Raw genomic sequence first — 17956 nt, 5'->3', positions numbered from 1 at the left:
TTCCATAACAAATCCTATTATTAAGCTTCATGATACCATACTCACAATTGAAAAAGGGGACCTAAAAATCCGTGCCAGCGGAGAAGGACCCGATGAGATTGGTCAATTAGCTGTCTCTTTTAATCATATGGTTGATCGAATATCCCGATTAATGAAAAAAACTCTGGTAGAACAGAAAATGAAATCAGACCTCGAATTCCAGATTCTTGAGTCACAGATCAATCCTCATTTTCTCTACAACACATTGGATTCGATCAAATGGCTGGCAGTCTTTCAAAATGTTGAAAATATCAGTGATATGGTTTCCTCTCTGATCAACTTATTAAAATTCAATATGTCGAATAAGAGCAAACTGGTTCCTCTTGCGGATGAAATTGACTGTATAAAAAACTATGTTGAAATTCAGAAGTTCCGATTTGGCGATGCCTTTGAGGTCATTTATGATATTGAAGAGAGGACGAATCATCTCTATATTCTTAAATTTATCTTGCAGCCTTTAGTCGAAAATGCAATTTTTCATGCTTTGGATAATATTGATTATCCCGGAATTATTAAGATAAAAGCAAGCATCAGGAATGATATCATTGAAATCTCAGTGAAGGATAATGGGAAGGGATTGCAGAAGGGAGATTTAATAAACCATCATATAAACATGTTTGACAGAAAGAAAATGCACAACCGCATCGGTATTAAAAATGTGAGTGAGCGTTTGATGTTATACTTTGGAAATAGGGCTGCATTTTCCATCTTTAATAATCAAAGTCAGGGAGTCACTGTGTCCATTTCTCTCCCTATTATGCAAAGCGATGATATAGTTTTTCAGGGTTCGGATTATATTATGAAATTGTAAAAACCCAGGGCTTAACTCTTTTTCTTTTTATCCAGATCACAACAGTCCAGACGCTGTGATCCATATAGATTCTGGTTCACCTTTGTTCATCTGTTGAGGTAGTTCATCCATCTTTGTTTCATACTGATTTTAAATATTTTCATTTTATCCGCTGCCTTCTACATCTCTTATCTCTATTGATCCAGAAATATATAATATAATTATACTATAGTATAAAATGTTAGTGAATAGTATTGCCCGCGATCCGGGGGTCTTCAGCACAGGTTTCCCAGGACAAATGAGACCCATTAACTGATGTTTTTGGAAATTATATCCTATGGTATACTCAGTGCATGAACAGACGAAAAATCCTGCTGTTTTATTCATATTTAATAATTTTCGCAATGCCTTTGATGGCTCAATTCACGGATGATCCCATTCATATCCTCTTTTTAAATTCTTATAACTCCCGAATGAACTGGTATCGGGAAATCCTGCGTGGTGTGGAAGAGGTTTTGACTCCCGATCAGAACAACATTATCCTCCATCTTGAAAATATGGATACCAAGGAATTTCAGTCAGAAGAGTATGTTCAGGCCTTTTCAGATTTTATTGAATTGAAGTACCGGGACAACCATTTCTCTCTCATTTTCTGTTCAGATAACAATGCTTTCGATTTCTTACGGGAACAGCACAATCGTCTCTATCCGGGAGTGCCCATCGTTTTTTGCGGAGTCAACGATTTTGAAGATTCCATGATCACGGATCATAAGGAGATCACGGGTATTGCCGAAACATTCTCCGCCCGGACGACGGTGGAGACGGCACTCCTTTTGCATCCGGATACCCGTGAAGTTTATATCATCAATGATTTTCTAAAAACCGGACGGGCCTGGCAGCGGGACATCGAATCAGAGCTGTCATCTCTGGAAAACCAGCTGAAGATTAGATATTCAGAAGATCTGAGTATGGAAGAGCTTCAGAAGGAGATCGCCTCTCTTTCGGATCAAACAATTATACTCCTGGGAGTCTATTATTCTGATAGGAACGGCCTGTTTTTCACCTATGAGAAAACGGGGGAGGCCATCTCCTCGGTCAGCAAGGTTCCACTGTACTGCCTGACCGATTTCAATATCACCCGGGGAGTTATGGGTGGGGATGTTCTCAGCGGTTTTATGACCGGAGAGGCCATGGCCGGCATGGGTTTAAGAATCTTGCAGGGTGAATTCCCATGGGAGATTCCTCCCGTGAAAGCAGGACTCACAGAAAAAATTTTCAACTACCCCGAGTTGGAACGATTTTCCATCCCTTTGAAATCTCTGCCTCCCCATAGCAGGGTCATCAATCGGCCTTATTCCGTTTATAGGGAGTACTTCTGGGAATTCTGGATTTTAATGTCAATCCTAATATTACTTCTGGTGGTTGTCATTGCCCTGATCGTTAACATCTACAGAAAAAAGAGGGCTGAAAATACCCTCCGTGAATTAACAGAAGCCTCCTGGGAGGGTATTCTCATTCATAACCGCGGTGTAGCTCTTCAGTTTAATGATATGTTCCTCAACTTATTCGGCTATAATCGGGACGAAATCCAGGGACAGCAATTTATCGATCGAATTTTTACCCGGGAGTCAAGTCAAAAAGTGATTGACCGGATTAATGCTGGTAATCTTGAACCCTATGAAGCCATGGGAGTTAAAAAGGATGGAAGTCAATTCCCTGTTGAAGTACGGGTGAGAGTCATTGAGTCTCAGGGACAAAAAGCGAGGGTTGCCGCCATACGGGATATGACCGATCAGAAAAAGATGGAAGAGGGCATCAGACAGTCTCAAAAAATGCAGGCTCTTGGTACTCTTGCCGGCGGTATCTCACATGATTTCAACAATATATTGAGTGCTGTTCTCGGATACGCAGACATCGGTCTGCTGGAATCAGAACCCGATGGAAAGGTACACTTTTATTTCGAACAAATCCTTGCTGCCGGGAGACGGGCCCGTCAACTGATCAAGCAGATCCTGGCATTCAGCCAGCAATCCAAAATTCAAAAACAGCCCGTCATTTTAAACGATATAATTCAGGAAACAATAAACCTTTTATACGCCTCTCTTCCTTCTTCCATAACGATCCATATGGATCTCAGCACTGAGATCTGTGTATTTGGTGACCCGGTTCAACTTCAGCAGATTATCATGAATTTATGTACAAATGCCGGTCTGGCGATGAAAGAGAAAGGAGGAACCCTGGATCTTGTGCTGAAAGAGTGCATAATTGATGAACCTTCCCTTTCCGATTCATATCTCCCTTCCGGCATGTATGCACAATTAATGGTCAGTGATACTGGATGCGGAATGACAGAAGAGGTCCGTTCCAGGATATTCGAACCTTTTTATACGACAAGAAAAACGGGAGAAGGCACAGGGATGGGACTCTCTGTCGTTCATGGCATTATTGCAGAAATGTCAGGTTCTATTCATGTTTATTCTTCAGAAGGAACGGGAACGACCTTCAATGTCATATTACCTGTATGCTCTCACGGACCCTATGACAAGGGTGAGAATGAAACTGAAACTCTTTAGGGCGGCAGTGAGAGAATCCTTTTTGTTGATGATGAACCTTTTCAAATGGATCTTGCCAAAGAGATTCTGGGCTTTCTGGGATATCAAGTTACGGCCACAACAGACAGTTCTGAGGCATTGAAGTTCTTTAGCTCATCACCAGATCGTTTTGATCTCCTTATCACGGATGTGACTATGCCGGGTATGACTGGAGATGTCCTTGTTGAGCATATTCATCTGCTTCGGCCTGACTTTCCTGTATTGATCTGTACAGGATTCTGTGAGCGGTTATCCCAGGGGAGGCTGAAGGCATTAAAAACTTCGTGATGAAACCTCTTTTCCTAAGGGAAATGGTCTTGAAAGTCAGAACTGCCCTGGATCAAAGAGAAACGTAGATAAAAAATAAAAGTATACTTTTAAATACAATCATGAATCCATTTATTTTAAGTAACTCGCAGATTTTTATAGAATACTTTGGATTTCCTATATATAATGGTTTTTAAAATATTATTATTTATATACGTATTAAATTGAATAAAATTTCATAAAATGCGTATTTATATAGCATACGGTGTATAAATATGTCAATCCAGAAACCATTACTAGAAGTTAAGAATCTAACTGTCACATTCAAATCACAAGAGGGTCTTGTCAACGCTGTCAGAGGTCTTGATTTTCATCTGAATGAAAAAGAGACTCTTGGAATAGTCGGTGAAAGCGGCAGCGGTAAGAGTGTCACATCCCTTGCCATTATGGGACTCATTCCCAACCCCCCAGGCCAAATCTCGGAGGGTGAAATCTTTTATAATAGTCAAGATCTCCTCAAAATGAATGAAAGGGAGTTGAGAACTCTGAGAGGTGATGACATCTCAATGATTTTTCAGGAACCCATGACTTCTCTTAATCCCATTTTAAACTGCGGATATCAGATCTCAGAATCTCTCAGGCTTCACCGGGGACTGAGCAAAAAAGAGGCAATCCATGAGGCTGTCAGCCTGCTGGACAGTGTGGGAATTCCAAATCCGGAAAAGGGTATTTCCCGATATCCTCATGAGCTCTCCGGGGGCATGCGTCAGCGGGTCATGATCGCCATGGCATTAGCCTGTGAACCGAAAATCCTGATTGCCGATGAACCCACAACGGCTTTAGATGTGACCATACAGGCTCAGATTCTGGACCTGATGAAAAAATTAAGAAAAGAGAAGAACACCTCCATCATCATGATCACCCATGATCTGGGTGTTGTTTCTGAAGTTGCTGACCGTATTATGGTGATGTATGCGGGGCAGAGTGTTGAGCTGGCACCCACGGATGAGATTTTCAGCAAGCCTCTGCATCCCTACACGAGTGGCTTAATTGATTCTATACCGGAAATTACAAAAGAGAGAAAGGCCTTGAAAGAGATTCCCGGATTGGTTTCTGATCCAACGGAAACACAGAAGGGCTGTTTCTTTCAACCGCGCTGCACTACTTCTATGGAAAAATGCAGCGAGTGTAATCCTCCGATGATGACAATCGCTGATAATCATTTCGTTCGATGCTGGCTCTATGAGGAAGACCATGAGTAAAGTATTAATTCAAGTCCAGAACCTGGAAAAGCATTTTAAGGTTAAAGATGGAACCCTGGGTCATAAATTCCTTAAAGCCGTGGATAAGGTGTCTTTTGATATTTTAGAAGGAGAAACTCTGGGCCTTGTAGGAGAGAGCGGCTGCGGAAAGAGTACTTTAGGACGCTCAATTCTGAATCTTCATCCCTCCACATCCGGAGAGGTTTTGTACAGGGGAGAAGGTCTCTTCGAACTTTCTCATACTCAGATGAAAGCCCAGCGGAAGAAGATGCAGATCATTTTTCAGGACCCTTCTGCTTCCCTGAACCCTCGAAAGACCATTGAGTCTATCATCCTGGAACCGATGATTGTGCATAAAATGTATGATCATGAAAAAAGAGTTCAGAGAGTCACCCAATTACTCATGGATGTAGGACTCCCGGATTACCATCGATCACGCTATCCCCATGAGCTGTCGGGTGGACAGAAACAGAGAGTCGGTATTGCCCGGGCTCTCTCTCTGGACCCTGAATTTATTGTCTGTGATGAAGCCGTTTCGGCTCTGGATGTGTCAGTGCAGGCACAGGTCATCAACCTTCTTCAGAGTCTGCAGAAAAAATATAATCTGACTTATTTGTTTATTTCTCATAATATGAATGTGGTGTATCAGGTGAGTGACCGGGTCATCGTCATGTATCTGGGTAAAATCCTTGAAGCAGCCAGTTATGCTCAATTATATGAGAATCCCGGGCACCCTTATACGAAGGCTTTACTCTCGGCCATTCCCCAGGTACATGCCCATAAAAAGGGGCCCCGGATTGAGCTGAAGGGGGATATTCCGAATCCCGCGGATGCTCCGAAAGGCTGTAAATTCTGCACACGTTGTCCAGAGGTTTTTGACAAATGCAGAGAGATTGAACCTGAGATGTCGGAGCTTGAGGAAAATCATTTTGCAGCCTGTCACCTATTAGTCCATCAGTAGTTTTTTATATTTTTTATAGAGAATAAATTTTATGTACCAGGAGAAAAAAATGAAAAAGAAAACCTTACTTTTGTTTCTTGTTATGCTGGCTTTCAGTATTGCTTCCGTCAGCAGTGCCGGCCAATCAGATTCATCTGCCCCCGCTGCAGATGAGAATGCTCCTCTTGTAATCGCGATTGAACCGGATTATTTCACATTTGACCCCGGCTATGCTTATGAGCTTTATGCTCCTATGGTCATTGGTGTGGTCTATGATAATCTTTTTCAAGTTATCCCCTCGTCCGATGCTCCTGTTCCTCAGCTTGCCAAGAGTTATAAAGTATCAGACAGCGGACTTGTGTACACATTTACACTGCGCCAGGATGCAAAATTTACCAGTGGAAACCCTGTTATGGCCAAGGACGTGAAGTTCAGTTTTGACAGAGCCCTGAACCTTCAGTCAAATGCCTCTGCATTAATGGACGGTATTGTTTCTGTGGATGTTGTTGATGATTACACAGTCTCTATTACCATCGCAAAAGCTGACAGTGCCTTTGTTTCAAAAACCACTTCTACAGCCTTCGCTGTCCTGGACAGTGTCGTCATCATGGCCCAGGGGGGAGTTTCCGACAGTTCTGCACCGACCGCCGATAAGGCTCAGACATACCTGGATCACCAGTCCGCCGGATCTGGTCCTTATATTCTTCAGAGCTTTACAGCTGATGACAAACTCATTCTTGTCCGGAATGAGAATTACTGGGGAGACCTTCCAGAGTTTAAAACAATCATTATTCAGGACATGCCCGATGAGAATGCCCAACTTCTGGCCGTAAAAGGCGGAGACATCGATATCGCTTTCAACCTCAGTTCTGATCAGCTTTCACAGCTGGACGGCAGTGATGTGCAGGTTATATCGGGATCTACCATGACAATGGGTTTTCTGATGATGAATAACAATCCCGCTATTGGAAAGCAGGTCTCTGATGCAAACGTTCAGAAGGCCATACGCTATGCTGTTGACTATCAGGGACTCCAAACTTTGATTGGTGCCGGAACTGTCACACCAGAATCTTTTATTCAGGTCGGGTTTATGGGTTCCAAGGACCCCATCAATACATCGACACAGAATAATCTGAAAAAAGCAAAAGACTTTCTGTCAAAATCAGCTTATCCCGATGGATTCTCTATCGATTTCACCGTTTGTGATCTGGCTCCCGAAGGCATCCCGCTGACACTGATTGCAGAAAAAATTAAATCAGACCTGGAAAAAATTGGAATCTCAATCAATATCGTTCAGGATACCTGGGGTGGTGGATTTGGTGATGCATACCGTGAGGGGACTGTAGGATTCACAGCCATGTACTGGGGACCCGACTATTATGACCCCAACACACAGCTTGCCTTCCTTCCGGGACAGTATGTCGGTCTCAGAGCCGGATGGACTGGCGACATGAATCCGGATCTGGCCGGAATGTATGATAAAATCGTTGCCGAAGCTGATCTTAAAACCCGCACAAAGATGATCAAGGATGTTGTTACCGAAACAGGTGCAGATTCCCCCTTCATTGTTTATGCTCAGTATCCCAAATATATTGCTGCTTCTTCTGCCCTGAAAGGTGTCAATTATTCAAACCTCTACCGCTTAGATCTGGCGGCAGTTACAAAATAATATGTTAATCGACCCGGAGGTCATTCCGATGGCCTCCGGGTCTTTTCACTAAGGAATTAAGTTGAGTACATTAAAATTTATTGTAAAAAGATTTTTATATTTAATCTTATTGCTGTTTGGTGTAGCAAGCTGTGTCTTTTTTATATCAAAGATGGTCCCCGGAGATGCAGTCTCAGCGTATTTAAGTCCGCGGAGTCTCTCAAATCCGGAAATTGTAGATGCCTTTAAAGCCAAATGGGGTCTCGATGATTCTCTCATTGTTCAATATTACCACTATATTCAAAACCTGATGCACCTGGACCTGGGTGTCTCTATCAGAACGGGTAATCCCGTGATGGATGAACTCAAAAGAAGTTACCCCGCCACCATGGAGCTTGCTTTTTTCTCCATTCTCTTTGCCTCTGTTTTCGGAATCCTCTTCGGGGTGATTTCGGCGACAAAGAGGAACAGCCTGATAGATCAAACGGTCAGAGCCATCTCTGTGACCGGGGTTTCTATTCCCAGTTTCTGGTTTGCCATCATCATGCTTTATATCTTTTATTCCAGACTGGGCTGGGCACCGGGAATCGGCCGATTGGGTGTCCGCATTCCCAATCCCCTGCACATTACAGGAATGTATGTCCTGGACGGCTTGTTGACCGGGAATATGAATGCTGTTAAAGATGCTCTCCAACATCTCGTGCTGCCCTCCATCGTGTTGGGTTCTTTTACCATGGGCCTGATAACACGGAATACCAGATCCAGCCTGCTGGAAACCCTGTCGACAGACTATATCCGGACTGCCAGGGCAAAGGGTATGGGGAAAGGACGTATCATGTTCATTCATGCCTTCGGGAATGCGGCCATTCCTGTCTTAACCGTGATCGGTGTCGGCTTTGGTAACCTCTTAGGAGGAATGGTGGTAGTTGAAAAGATCTTTTCCTGGCCCGGTGTCGGTCAGTTTGCCTATCAATCAGTTCTGGCACTTGATTTTCCTGCCATCGTAGGAGTTTCGCTCCTTATTGCTGTTAATTATGCCATCATTAATATAGTAATTGATATTTTATATGGAGTTATTGATCCAAGAGTAAGGGTTCATAGATGAGAAAATTTTTAAATTTATATCGCACCAATCTGTTTTTTGCCCTGGGAATCACGATCTGTACCTTCTGGATATTTATAGCCCTTTTTGCCCATCAGATCACACCTCAGGACCCTTTGACTCAGGATATTGAAAATAGACTTCAGGCCCCGGGAGAATCCCACTGGTTCGGGACGGACACCCTGGGACGGGATGTTTTCAGCCGGGTCATCGTGGGATCGAAGATGTCCATTTTTGCCGGACTGATTACGGTGATTCTGGCTGCCATTATCGGCAGTATATACGGCGGTATCGCCGGTTATGTGGGTGGAGTGGTCGATGATATCATGATGCGCTTTGCCGAGATGGTTCTGGCTTTTCCCGCCCTGATCCTGGCGATGACCATCGGAGCGGTGCTGGGCTCAAGCCTGTACAACACTCTTTTTGCTCTGGTGATCGTGGCCTGGCCGACCTATGCCAGAATCATGCGCAGTGTTGTTCTTATCATCAAAGAGAATGATTATATTGAATCGGCAAGGGCTATCGGCTCCTCCAATATTAGAATCCTGACTCACCAGATACTGCCCAATGCCCTGGGATCAATTTTAATAATTGCGACCCTTGATATCGGGAATCAGATTCTTTTTTTCTCCACCTTAAGTTTTCTCGGCTTGGGAACACCTCCTCCTGATCCGGAGTGGGGAGCTATGATTTCTGCAGGAATGATGAATTTCAATTCCTGGTGGATTTGTACTTTCCCGGGTCTCGGAATTTTAACTATGGCAGTGGGTGCCAACTTTATCGGAGACGGTGTGAGAGACCTGCTGGATCCAAAACTGAGAAAAGAGTTCAATACATAAGGATATTTACAATGTTAGAAAAGCAACTGTCTCCTCTGATCGATGAAGAAGGCAAAAAAGGTTTGATGACCATATTCTTTGATAGATCAAAAGAAACAAATGATAAAGTTCAATTCGGTCATATCGTCTTTAACCCGGGAGATCGAACTCCCAAAGAAGGCTATGGTGTGCATGCTCAGGATGAATACTCCTATATCATCAAAGGGACGGCTGTCTGTGTTATCAATGATATTGAGTATAGAAGCGGCCCGGGAAGTGCCATGTTTATACCGGCGGGTGAAAAGCATTACTCCTTTAACGACGGAGAGGAACCCTGTGAAATTATATGGATGCTCATTGATAAATAATATTCAGAAAAGATCTACTCTCATTTATTGAGTTGGATAATAAATAAGAGTGTTTAACCATGGTTTTTGATGTAGACTTAAGTTCGGGGATTTATTGAAGAAACAAAGAATTAAAGACAATTTCCTATTTCATTACTTCATTCTCTCCTTAACCATGACAACTCTTATAGCCATAGTACTGAGTACCGTTCTGGTGAAGCAAATGAAGAATCATATGATTTTATCTCATTCCTATTTTTATCAGGCTTATATAAAAGCTATTCCCAATAATTATTCAGAAATTCTGCCTTTCTTCAGCATTAAATCTGGAACGAAAGAGAAAATCCAGGACGGTCATCCTTCTGATCTTGAAGCTCATGAAAGCGAAGCTCATCCTGATAATGAATGGGCACATTTTCAGAATGATCTTCTCCAATACCCTGCGGTGGTGCAACTCAGAATATTTAATAATTCAAATGAAATTATCTGGCATTACGGCGCTCATCAGGAAAATCAAGATCCTGTTTCTATCGATACAATAAGGACATTGCTGATAAAGAATCCTATTACATATCAAATAAAATCGACAAAGCCGGATTTCATCATCCACTATTACATCCCTCTTTTTATTAATGGAGAGATGATGGGGATTGTTGAAGTTTCAGACCAGGAGCCGAAATTTGGAGCCAACCTGGTGAAAAACAGGAATTCCATCGTTAGTCTGATTCTATTGTCGGGGCTGGTATTTTTTGTAAGCTTGTTTTATCTCTTTTTTAGAGGATATACAAATCAAAGAAAATCCCTGGAACGATTAGACCAAAGCCAGTCTTTGACGATTCATACCATGTCTCGTCTGGCAGAGTTGAGAGATAACAATACAGGGGCTCATATTCAACGTACGAGCCTATACTGTAAAGCTCTGTGCAGTGCCTTAAAAACAAATCTGGAATATAAATCATACATCACCAAAGAATATATTGAGGATTTGGTACGGTCCGCTCCTCTTCATGATATTGGTAAGGTCGGCATCCCCGATCATATCCTACAGAAACCGGGGAAACTGACTGCCGAAGAGTTTGAAATCATTAAATCTCACCCGAAACTGGGAGCAGAAGTGCTCAAAGTGGCGATTGAGTCATTGGACTTCCAATCTTTTTTTGAAATTGGTTATCAGATTGTATTATCTCATCATGAAAATTGGGATGGCTCAGGTTATCCCAATGGCCTGGTGCAGAAGGAAATACCTTTGTCTGCCAGAATTATGGCTATAGCAGACGTATATGACGCCCTGACAACAACCCGTCCTTACAAGAATGCCTTCTCCCATGAAAAAGCCATGAGTGTCATTCTGGAGGAGTCGGGGAATAAATTTGATCCTATTATAGTGGAAGCTTTAATTCAAATCTCTGATGAGTTCAAATTAATATCCGAATCAAATTCTGCTTCAATAGAGGAATAAGACCATTTGACCTTTCTTCATCCCTTGTTGTATTCTAGTTTGTAGGAGAATCAACAAATTGGCAGTTAAGAACAGACTCAAACGTGACAATATTCTCAGAGTACTCGAAACTTTATGGAGAAATCCAGGCAGAAGCCGGGCAGATCTGGCCCGGGAGCTGAGACTGGACCGCTCCACTGTGGGTAGCCTGGTCGATTGGATGATTGATTCCCGTCTGATTGAAGAAAGCCGAGACACATCCTCCTCTCCCCGGGGGGGGCGTCCCGCGGTTCTGCTCCGTATCCGGGGAGGGTATGCCTATGCCATCGGTGTTGAACTGACAGTGCCGTCTATCAGACTCTATGCGGGCGACCTGAACGGCAGTCTACTGGATGAAAAAGAAATAACTATTTCCTCTTATGGCCCGGGTGCCATAGACAGCCTTGCGGTGGAACTGGCTCGATTCAGAAAATATCTGGATCATAAATATCCTATGGAGGCTGGATTGACGGCAGTTGGGCTTGGTGTCAGTGGAGTTGTGGATGATGATAAAAAAGAAATCATCCTGTCTAATGCTCTTAGAATCCATGAGTCTCTCTCTGTGGCAGAACCTCTTAAAACGGTGCTTAATGTGCCTATTGTGCTCTTTAACGATGCCCAGGCCTGCGCTCTGGGTGAAGCGAACAGGTTGCAGAAGAAGGATTTAATCCTGGTGCTTATCGAAAAAAGATCTACCGATCCTATCAAGGATATCGGGGTGGGCATCGGGATTGTGAATCATGACAAACTCATGAACGGCCGGGCCATAACTCATCTGCTGCAGCCCTCTCATAATCCGACACAGCCGGCCTCGGAGCAATTTATAACCAAGCTGGGTCGCTCACTTGCACTCATTGCCAATGTGACAGGAACCAATGATATCATCCTGGGTGGAGATGTGGACGATTATCTGGAAGATCTGACAAAAGAGATCATCAGAAATATTTCAGGTGAAGGAGACCCATCGGGTTCAGGATTACTGGTTCATGCTACAAGCGAACAGGGCTGGTCTGTTGCAGCCGGGGCGCATCATTCGGCTATACGACAAACCCTACACAAGCGTTGCTTTCCTCTTGGTAACTCTTGATTTTCATAGCTTTCATCATTTTTCATTGACAGGGAAAGGAGATTCCTTTTATATTGGTTAGTAGAAAAAACAACAAACCTACAAAAGGATGGAGAAATGGTAAAGAAAATCCTGATGAGTATTCTGATGATGCTCGTGGTATTCTCAGTGTTCGCCGGTGGAGGCAAGGAAGCTTCTCAGACCAAGGACACAAAGAAAGCTGAGACGGCGATGGAAACAGTAACCCTGGACTTCTGGTCCTGGAGAACCGAAGACGTCGATGTCTACAATGATCTGATCGCACAGTTCAGGGAAAAGAATCCCGGGATTGATGTTAACTTTACGGCTTATAAGAACACCGAATATAATACGGTTCTTTCCGCAGCACTCAGTGGTGAATCCGGTCCTGATATTATTCATCTGAAGGCCTACGGCGGACTGGAAACCTACGCACAGCCTGGTTATCTGATGCCCCTGGATGATAAGATCCCAGCTCTGAAGAACTTCGATCCCAATGCCGTGAGAGGTGCCACCAGCATTTCCGATGGAAAAATCTACGGCGTTCCCTTTGCCAGCCAGACCCTGGTCATCTTCTACAACAAAGCCCTTTATAAAGAATTGGGACTGAGTGTTCCTGAAACCTGGGCCCAGTTCCTAGCCAATCTGGACGTTATGAAAAAAGCCGGTATAACTCCTCTTGCCAACGGTGGTAAGGATGGATGGACTCTGGAAGTGCTTCAGGGTGTTATCTGTCCGAATTTTTATGGGGCAAATGATTACTTTACAGAACTCACCTCGGGTAAGGCAAAGTTTACAGATGATCGATACAGAACGTCCCTCGAGAAGCTTCTGGAGCTTCGTCCCTATATGCCTGAAAACTTTATGGGAATTGCCTATACAGATATGCAGATGCTTTTTATTAATGAAATGGCCGGGCACTTCATCGGCGGCAGTTGGGAAGCTGGATATTTCAGTGCACAGAATCCTGATCTGGACTATGATGTTTTTGCCGGTCCTGTTGCCAAAGCCGGCGATACCCGCTACGCCAGCGCCTTCCTGGACGGCTCTTTCGGCATGAATGCCGATACAGAAAACCCTGAAGAAGCCACTGCCTTCCTGAACTTCCTGGCCAGCACACAGGCAGGTCAGTTCCTTGCGGACAGCCTGAAACAGAAATCCGATGTCCCCGGAGTCAAGTTCACCGATCCCTATTTGAAAAAACTGGGTGAACTGAACGTAAACTCTACCCCCTACATTACCCTCGTCGGCTTCCGTTATGAACAGCCAACAGGGTCTGCTCTCATCCAGAGCACCCTGCAGGGGTTCCTCGCCGACAGCATTGACAGCACAGAAGTGGTCCGTCAGGTACAGGAAGGTGTTGCCACCTGGTATAAACCTTTTCAATAAACCACAATTTAACTAATCACCCTGCCCGGAAGGGCAGGGATTTTAAACTTCTTTTCAGATGTTCCGGTGACTGCTTTGTCCATTAGGAACGTCTGTGTATCTGGAAAATATATGAAAAAAACCAAAAATCAGTCTCTATGGATATTATTCTTTGTTCTTCCGGGGCTCCTGATTGTGACTGTTTTTATAGTGGCTCCTCTGTTCATGTCTATGTTCAACAGTCTTTTTTCCTGGAAGAGCATTGTCCGGGATCAGTTTGTCGGGCTCGAGAACTTCAATAAAATCATGACTCAGTATCCCTACCGGGATCGTTTCTTCAATGCCATAGGAAACAACGTGGAGTGGTTTCTATCAACTATGTTTATTCAGAATTCACTGGGCATCCTCTTCGGCTATCTGCTTTATAAAAAGATCGCCGGAGCCGCCTTTTATCAGAGAGTCTTTTTTATACCCGTCCTGTTTTCTATTGTTGCCGTGGGATTCCTCTGGAGTCTGTATATGAATCCCAATATGGGAATCATTAACAAACTCTTAAAAGATCTGGGCCTCCAGTCTTTCACAAGAGCCTGGTTGGGAGATGAGGCTCTGGCCACACCCAGTATCATTGCGGTCAATATCTGGCGCTGGGTTGGATTTCCCACCCTTGTTTTTTATGCTGGATTTAACAGTGTTCCTCTGGAAGTGGTCGAGGCATCCTACCTGGACGGAGTAGGGGAGATTCGCCTTTTTACAGGCATCATGATCCCTCTTATTCTGCCTTCTATTATGATCATTACGGTGCTGACCCTTATCGGAAGCCTGAATGTATTTGAGCAGATCTACACCATGGCAGGACTGGAAGGAGGGCCCTATTTTTCAACAGATACCCTGGGAACTCTGTTCTACAGAACTGCCTTTGGAGGGGTGGATTCAGGAATCCCTGAAATTGGAATCGGTTCGGCCATCGGGGTTGTCATCTATCTTATGACATTCCTGGCCTCTGCTGTCAGCATTCTTTCTTTTAAAGGCAAGGAGGTGGAACTGTGATAGGACAACTGAAATTCAGGGGAGCCGGGGTTCTACAGAAAACCTTGATCATTCTCTTTCAGATCATGCTGATCAGCTATGCCATTTTGATTTTCTACCCCCTTTTCAATATGATCCTCTCCAGCCTGAAGACAACACGTGAGATATTCAAGACTCCCTATGCTTTGCCCCAAACATGGCAGTTTTCCAATTACATGGAGGTCTGGGGAGAGGGTGGATTCGGCCGTTATTTCTTTAACAGTGTGTATATCACGACACTTTCTATCGGTTTTGTTATCCTCTTTGGGTCAATGGCAGCTTTCGGCATTGCCCGGTATGAATACAAACTGTCTACTCTGGTCTATCTGACCTTTTTGGCGGGCATCATGCTTCCTCTCAAGGCGGCTGTCATCCCTCTGTTCCTGCTGATGAAAAACCTGAACCTTATGGATAATCAGATCGCTCTCATACTGATTTTCACAGCCATGAGTATGCCCTCTACCGTGTTTATCCTCACTGGGTTTATGAAGACCATTCCCCATGATCTGGAAGACTCAGGCCGTATTGACGGTGCTAATGAATGGGTCATCTACAACAATATCATTATGCCCCTGACCGCTCCATCCATAGCCCTTGTGACCATTTACAATGCTGTTCCTGTATGGAATGATTTCTTCTTTCCACTAGTGTTTATTCAAACCAACAAACTCAAAACCCTGCCCCTGGGGATGAGTGTTTTCTTTGGTCAGTATCAGATCAGCTGGCATCTTTTGTTTGCCTCACTGTCCATTGCAATTTTACCGATGTTGGTCCTCTATCTCTTTATGTCAAAATATTTTATTAAAGGTATGACCGCAGGAGCCCTGAAATGACGGATTACAACAAATATGCAGCCGATGATACTTTAATTATGAAGGCCAAGGTGAAAGCCGCGGCCTTTATCAAAGATGAAACCCAGTTCCATCTGGGGTTTCTGCCCACAGAGCAGTCTCATCCTTATACCCGTAATCTCAGCTCTGTGATCCAGAGAGATACAAAGGAGGGACTCAAACTCATTTTCGATGTTGACCGGGATCTTCCTCCTGTTGCCCGACGGATTTTTCTTTCAGAACCTTTCGAAAATCTTTGCCTCGCCTTTGAAGAGGCGGCCCGGTTTAATAGACGAGTCTGCTTTACAGGCTGCGGCAGCACCGGGCGTCTCAGCATGATGCTTGAAGAGATGTGGAGGCAGTTCTGGGAAGATCGTGACGGTGTCAATCCCGGGGATTCAGTTCGGGTTTCAGTAAAAAATGAAAACCAGAACAAGGCAGATCTAGCCTGCAGTATTATGACCGGAGGAGATCGGGCACTGATCCGGTCGGTAGAAAATTTTGAAGATTATGAAGCTTTCGGTGCCCGTCAGGTTCAGGATCTGCACCTGCAGGCAAAAGACCTGCTCATAGCCATCTCGGAAGGAGGGGAAACATCATCGGTTCTGGGTACCCTGAGGGAAGGGCAGAGGAGACAATGTACCGTTTTTCTAGCCTTCAATAATCCTGCCTCCATCCTTAGATCCAAACTGGATCGCTGTAAACGAGTTCTGGATGCGGATGATGTGACTGTTCTGGATCTGTATACAGGCTCCATGGCCTTGTCGGGCTCTACAAGGATGCAGGCTACCACCATGGAAATGCTGATCATCGGAGCGGCCATGGAGATCGGACTGCAAAAGGCCGTGTCTGGACCGGAAGATTCCATCCGCGTGGACCCTCTGGAATATGCCGATGGCTTTGCCCTTCTGATCAAAGATTTATGCTCCCCCTCCTGTCTGGATGGAATGGCTCAATGGGCCGAAGCCGAAGAATCTATTTACAGGAAGGGAGGGCGCCTGACCTACCTGGCCACAAGTTATCTTTTGGATATTTTCAGCGACACCTCAGAACGCTCTCCCACCTTTATGGTTCCTCCCTTCCGGGCTGGCGACGACAGAACATCTCCCGTGTCCTGGGCTTTTGCCAAGGACCCGGCACGTCCCAGTGACGAGGCCTGGATTCATATGCTCCGCCGCCGTCCCCGCGGACTGAATTGGACTAAACAGGATTATCAGGATATGAATGCCCCGGAATATGCCGGGAAGAATCCCCCCGTGTTGGATGCTGTTGAAATTAGCCGTTATTCCATCGGGAACGAAAAGGATCTCAGCCGCAGGGAGAAGGACCCATTCCTCTACCTCCATGTTTTTGTGGATCAGCTGGCGGACTTGAAGGATTCTGTACCCTCCCACAAGACTCTGCATATCGGGACACCCCTCTCCGGGCACAATGCTGATATCAGTGTCCCCTTGTCCCTCTCCGAAAGTCCGATCTCCCTGTGGCAGCATTTAGCTGTAAAGCTTATTTTTAACGGAGTCAGTACGGGCACCATGGCGATGATGGGCCGGATCAGACAGAACTGGATGATCCAGCTGGACCCGACCAATAAGAAACTGATTGATCGGGGCAGCAGGATTGTCTCTCAGCTGCTGGGCATCAGCTATGAAGATGCCTGCGTGGAACTGCATGTCTCATTGCTGGCAAGGGAACGATTCCTGGCAAAAGGCGGTCAGACCATCTTGTCCCCGGTTGAGGCTGTCCTGCAGAGGAGGGGTTAAGAACTTCTTTCTACAGCCATTTCTTCTTTTTGAAATAACGAAGCATCGTCATTGCTACAACAATGAGAACACCCCAGAAAATGAAGTAGGCATACCTGAATTTTAACTCAGGAAGATATTCAAAATTGGTTCCGTAAATTCCGGCAATGAAGGTCAGGGGGATAAAGACGGCAGAGAATATGGTCAGTACCTTCATGATCTCATTGAGCCGGTTGTTGACCAGGGTATTGTAGATTTCAAGGTGGTCTGTCAGCATATCCCTGTAGGTATCAATGATTTCTACGGCTTGTGTGGATAGGTCCAGGAGATCTTTGAGATAGGGCCTAGTATCTTCATGAATCAGATCCGATTCATGTCGGCTCAACTGCAGAATGAATTCTCTGGCAGGCCGGATCGACTTGCGCAGGTAGTTCAATTCTCTTTTATATATGTTGATCTTTGTCAGAGCAGACTTACCGGGGTTATCCAGAATTTCAACTTCGATATCTTCGATCTGTTCTCCCAGACGCTCAATGATATGGATATAATTATCAATGATCGTATCCATCAGGGAGTAGGCCAGATAGTC

At 44.6% G+C, this 17956-nt stretch carries 16 protein-coding genes and 1 pseudogene; 15 read left to right on the top strand and 2 right to left on the bottom strand.

Annotated features, from left to right (window positions below; translation table 11 throughout):
- Nucleotides 1-850 (top strand): sensor histidine kinase (locus tag PF479_RS11220; protein ID WP_298006387.1); only part of this gene is annotated, 850 nt, incomplete at its 5' end.
- Nucleotides 851-861: 11 nt separating this feature from the next.
- On the opposite strand, the pseudogene PF479_RS20790 reads toward PF479_RS11220, so the two are convergent.
- A pseudogene (locus PF479_RS20790) lies at nucleotides 862-933 on the bottom strand (hypothetical protein); the annotation flags it as partial.
- A 309-nt stretch (nucleotides 934-1242) separates the two neighbouring features.
- Here PF479_RS20790 and PF479_RS11215 point away from each other — a divergent pair.
- From PF479_RS11215 to PF479_RS11150, 14 genes are all read left to right on the top strand, one after another.
- Nucleotides 1243-3402 (top strand): ATP-binding protein, encoded by a 2160-nt coding sequence (locus PF479_RS11215; protein WP_298006384.1) that lies wholly within the window; start codon nucleotides 1243-1245, stop codon nucleotides 3400-3402.
- A gap of 15 nt (nucleotides 3403-3417) precedes the next feature.
- Nucleotides 3418-3708: a response regulator gene (locus PF479_RS11210; RefSeq protein WP_298006389.1), complete on the top strand. Its 291-nt coding sequence runs from the start codon at nucleotides 3418-3420 to the stop codon at nucleotides 3706-3708.
- Nucleotides 3709-3962: 254 nt separating this feature from the next.
- On the top strand, nucleotides 3963-4949 hold the full coding sequence (locus tag PF479_RS11205) for an ABC transporter ATP-binding protein (protein WP_298006381.1): 987 nt from the start codon (nucleotides 3963-3965) through the stop codon (nucleotides 4947-4949).
- A complete protein-coding gene (locus tag PF479_RS11200; protein ID WP_298006379.1) occupies nucleotides 4942-5910 on the top strand; it encodes an ABC transporter ATP-binding protein in 969 nt (322 codons plus the stop codon). The genes PF479_RS11205 and PF479_RS11200 overlap by 8 nt, the downstream gene beginning before the upstream one ends.
- Before the next feature lie 49 nt (nucleotides 5911-5959).
- Nucleotides 5960-7558, top strand: coding sequence for an ABC transporter substrate-binding protein (locus PF479_RS11195; RefSeq protein ID WP_298006376.1), 1599 nt, complete (start codon nucleotides 5960-5962; stop codon nucleotides 7556-7558).
- Nucleotides 7559-7619: 61 nt separating this feature from the next.
- The gene (locus tag PF479_RS11190; RefSeq protein WP_298006372.1) at nucleotides 7620-8642 is read left to right on the top strand and encodes an ABC transporter permease; all 1023 of its coding nucleotides are present in this window, start codon (nucleotides 7620-7622) and stop codon (nucleotides 8640-8642) included.
- On the top strand, nucleotides 8639-9478 hold the full coding sequence (locus tag PF479_RS11185) for an ABC transporter permease (protein WP_298006369.1): 840 nt from the start codon (nucleotides 8639-8641) through the stop codon (nucleotides 9476-9478). The genes PF479_RS11190 and PF479_RS11185 overlap by 4 nt, the downstream gene beginning before the upstream one ends.
- Nucleotides 9479-9489: 11 nt before the next feature.
- Entirely contained in the window at nucleotides 9490-9825 is a 336-nt protein-coding gene (locus PF479_RS11180; protein ID WP_298006366.1) for a cupin domain-containing protein, read from the top strand.
- Between the two features lie 94 nt (nucleotides 9826-9919).
- Nucleotides 9920-11263 carry an HD domain-containing phosphohydrolase gene (locus tag PF479_RS11175; protein WP_298006364.1) on the top strand — a complete coding sequence of 448 codons (1344 nt, stop codon included), beginning with the start codon at nucleotides 9920-9922 and terminating at the stop codon, nucleotides 11261-11263.
- 58 nt (nucleotides 11264-11321) lie between these two features.
- The gene (locus PF479_RS11170; RefSeq protein WP_298006361.1) at nucleotides 11322-12368 is read left to right on the top strand and encodes an ROK family transcriptional regulator; all 1047 of its coding nucleotides are present in this window, start codon (nucleotides 11322-11324) and stop codon (nucleotides 12366-12368) included.
- A gap of 96 nt (nucleotides 12369-12464) precedes the next feature.
- Nucleotides 12465-13754: an ABC transporter substrate-binding protein gene (locus PF479_RS11165; protein ID WP_298006359.1), complete on the top strand. Its 1290-nt coding sequence runs from the start codon at nucleotides 12465-12467 to the stop codon at nucleotides 13752-13754.
- 111 nt (nucleotides 13755-13865) lie between these two features.
- On the top strand, nucleotides 13866-14780 hold the full coding sequence (locus PF479_RS11160) for a carbohydrate ABC transporter permease (protein WP_298006355.1): 915 nt from the start codon (nucleotides 13866-13868) through the stop codon (nucleotides 14778-14780).
- A complete protein-coding gene (locus tag PF479_RS11155) occupies nucleotides 14777-15631 on the top strand; it encodes a carbohydrate ABC transporter permease (RefSeq protein ID WP_298006352.1) in 855 nt (284 codons plus the stop codon). The genes PF479_RS11160 and PF479_RS11155 overlap by 4 nt, the downstream gene beginning before the upstream one ends.
- Nucleotides 15628-17388, top strand: a complete 1761-nt coding sequence (locus PF479_RS11150; protein ID WP_298006350.1) for a sugar phosphate isomerase — start codon at nucleotides 15628-15630, stop codon at nucleotides 17386-17388. The genes PF479_RS11155 and PF479_RS11150 overlap by 4 nt, the downstream gene beginning before the upstream one ends.
- A 10-nt stretch (nucleotides 17389-17398) precedes the next feature.
- On the opposite strand, the gene PF479_RS11145 is transcribed toward PF479_RS11150, so the two are convergent.
- Nucleotides 17399-17956, bottom strand: a 558-nt coding sequence (locus tag PF479_RS11145) for a CorA family divalent cation transporter (protein ID WP_298006347.1), incomplete at its 5' end; no start/stop codon positions are given.

It is taken from the genome of Oceanispirochaeta sp. (assembly GCF_027859075.1).
Classification (GTDB): domain Bacteria; phylum Spirochaetota; class Spirochaetia; order DSM-2461; family DSM-2461; genus Oceanispirochaeta.
This window is presented reverse-complemented; position numbering and strand designations above follow the sequence as displayed.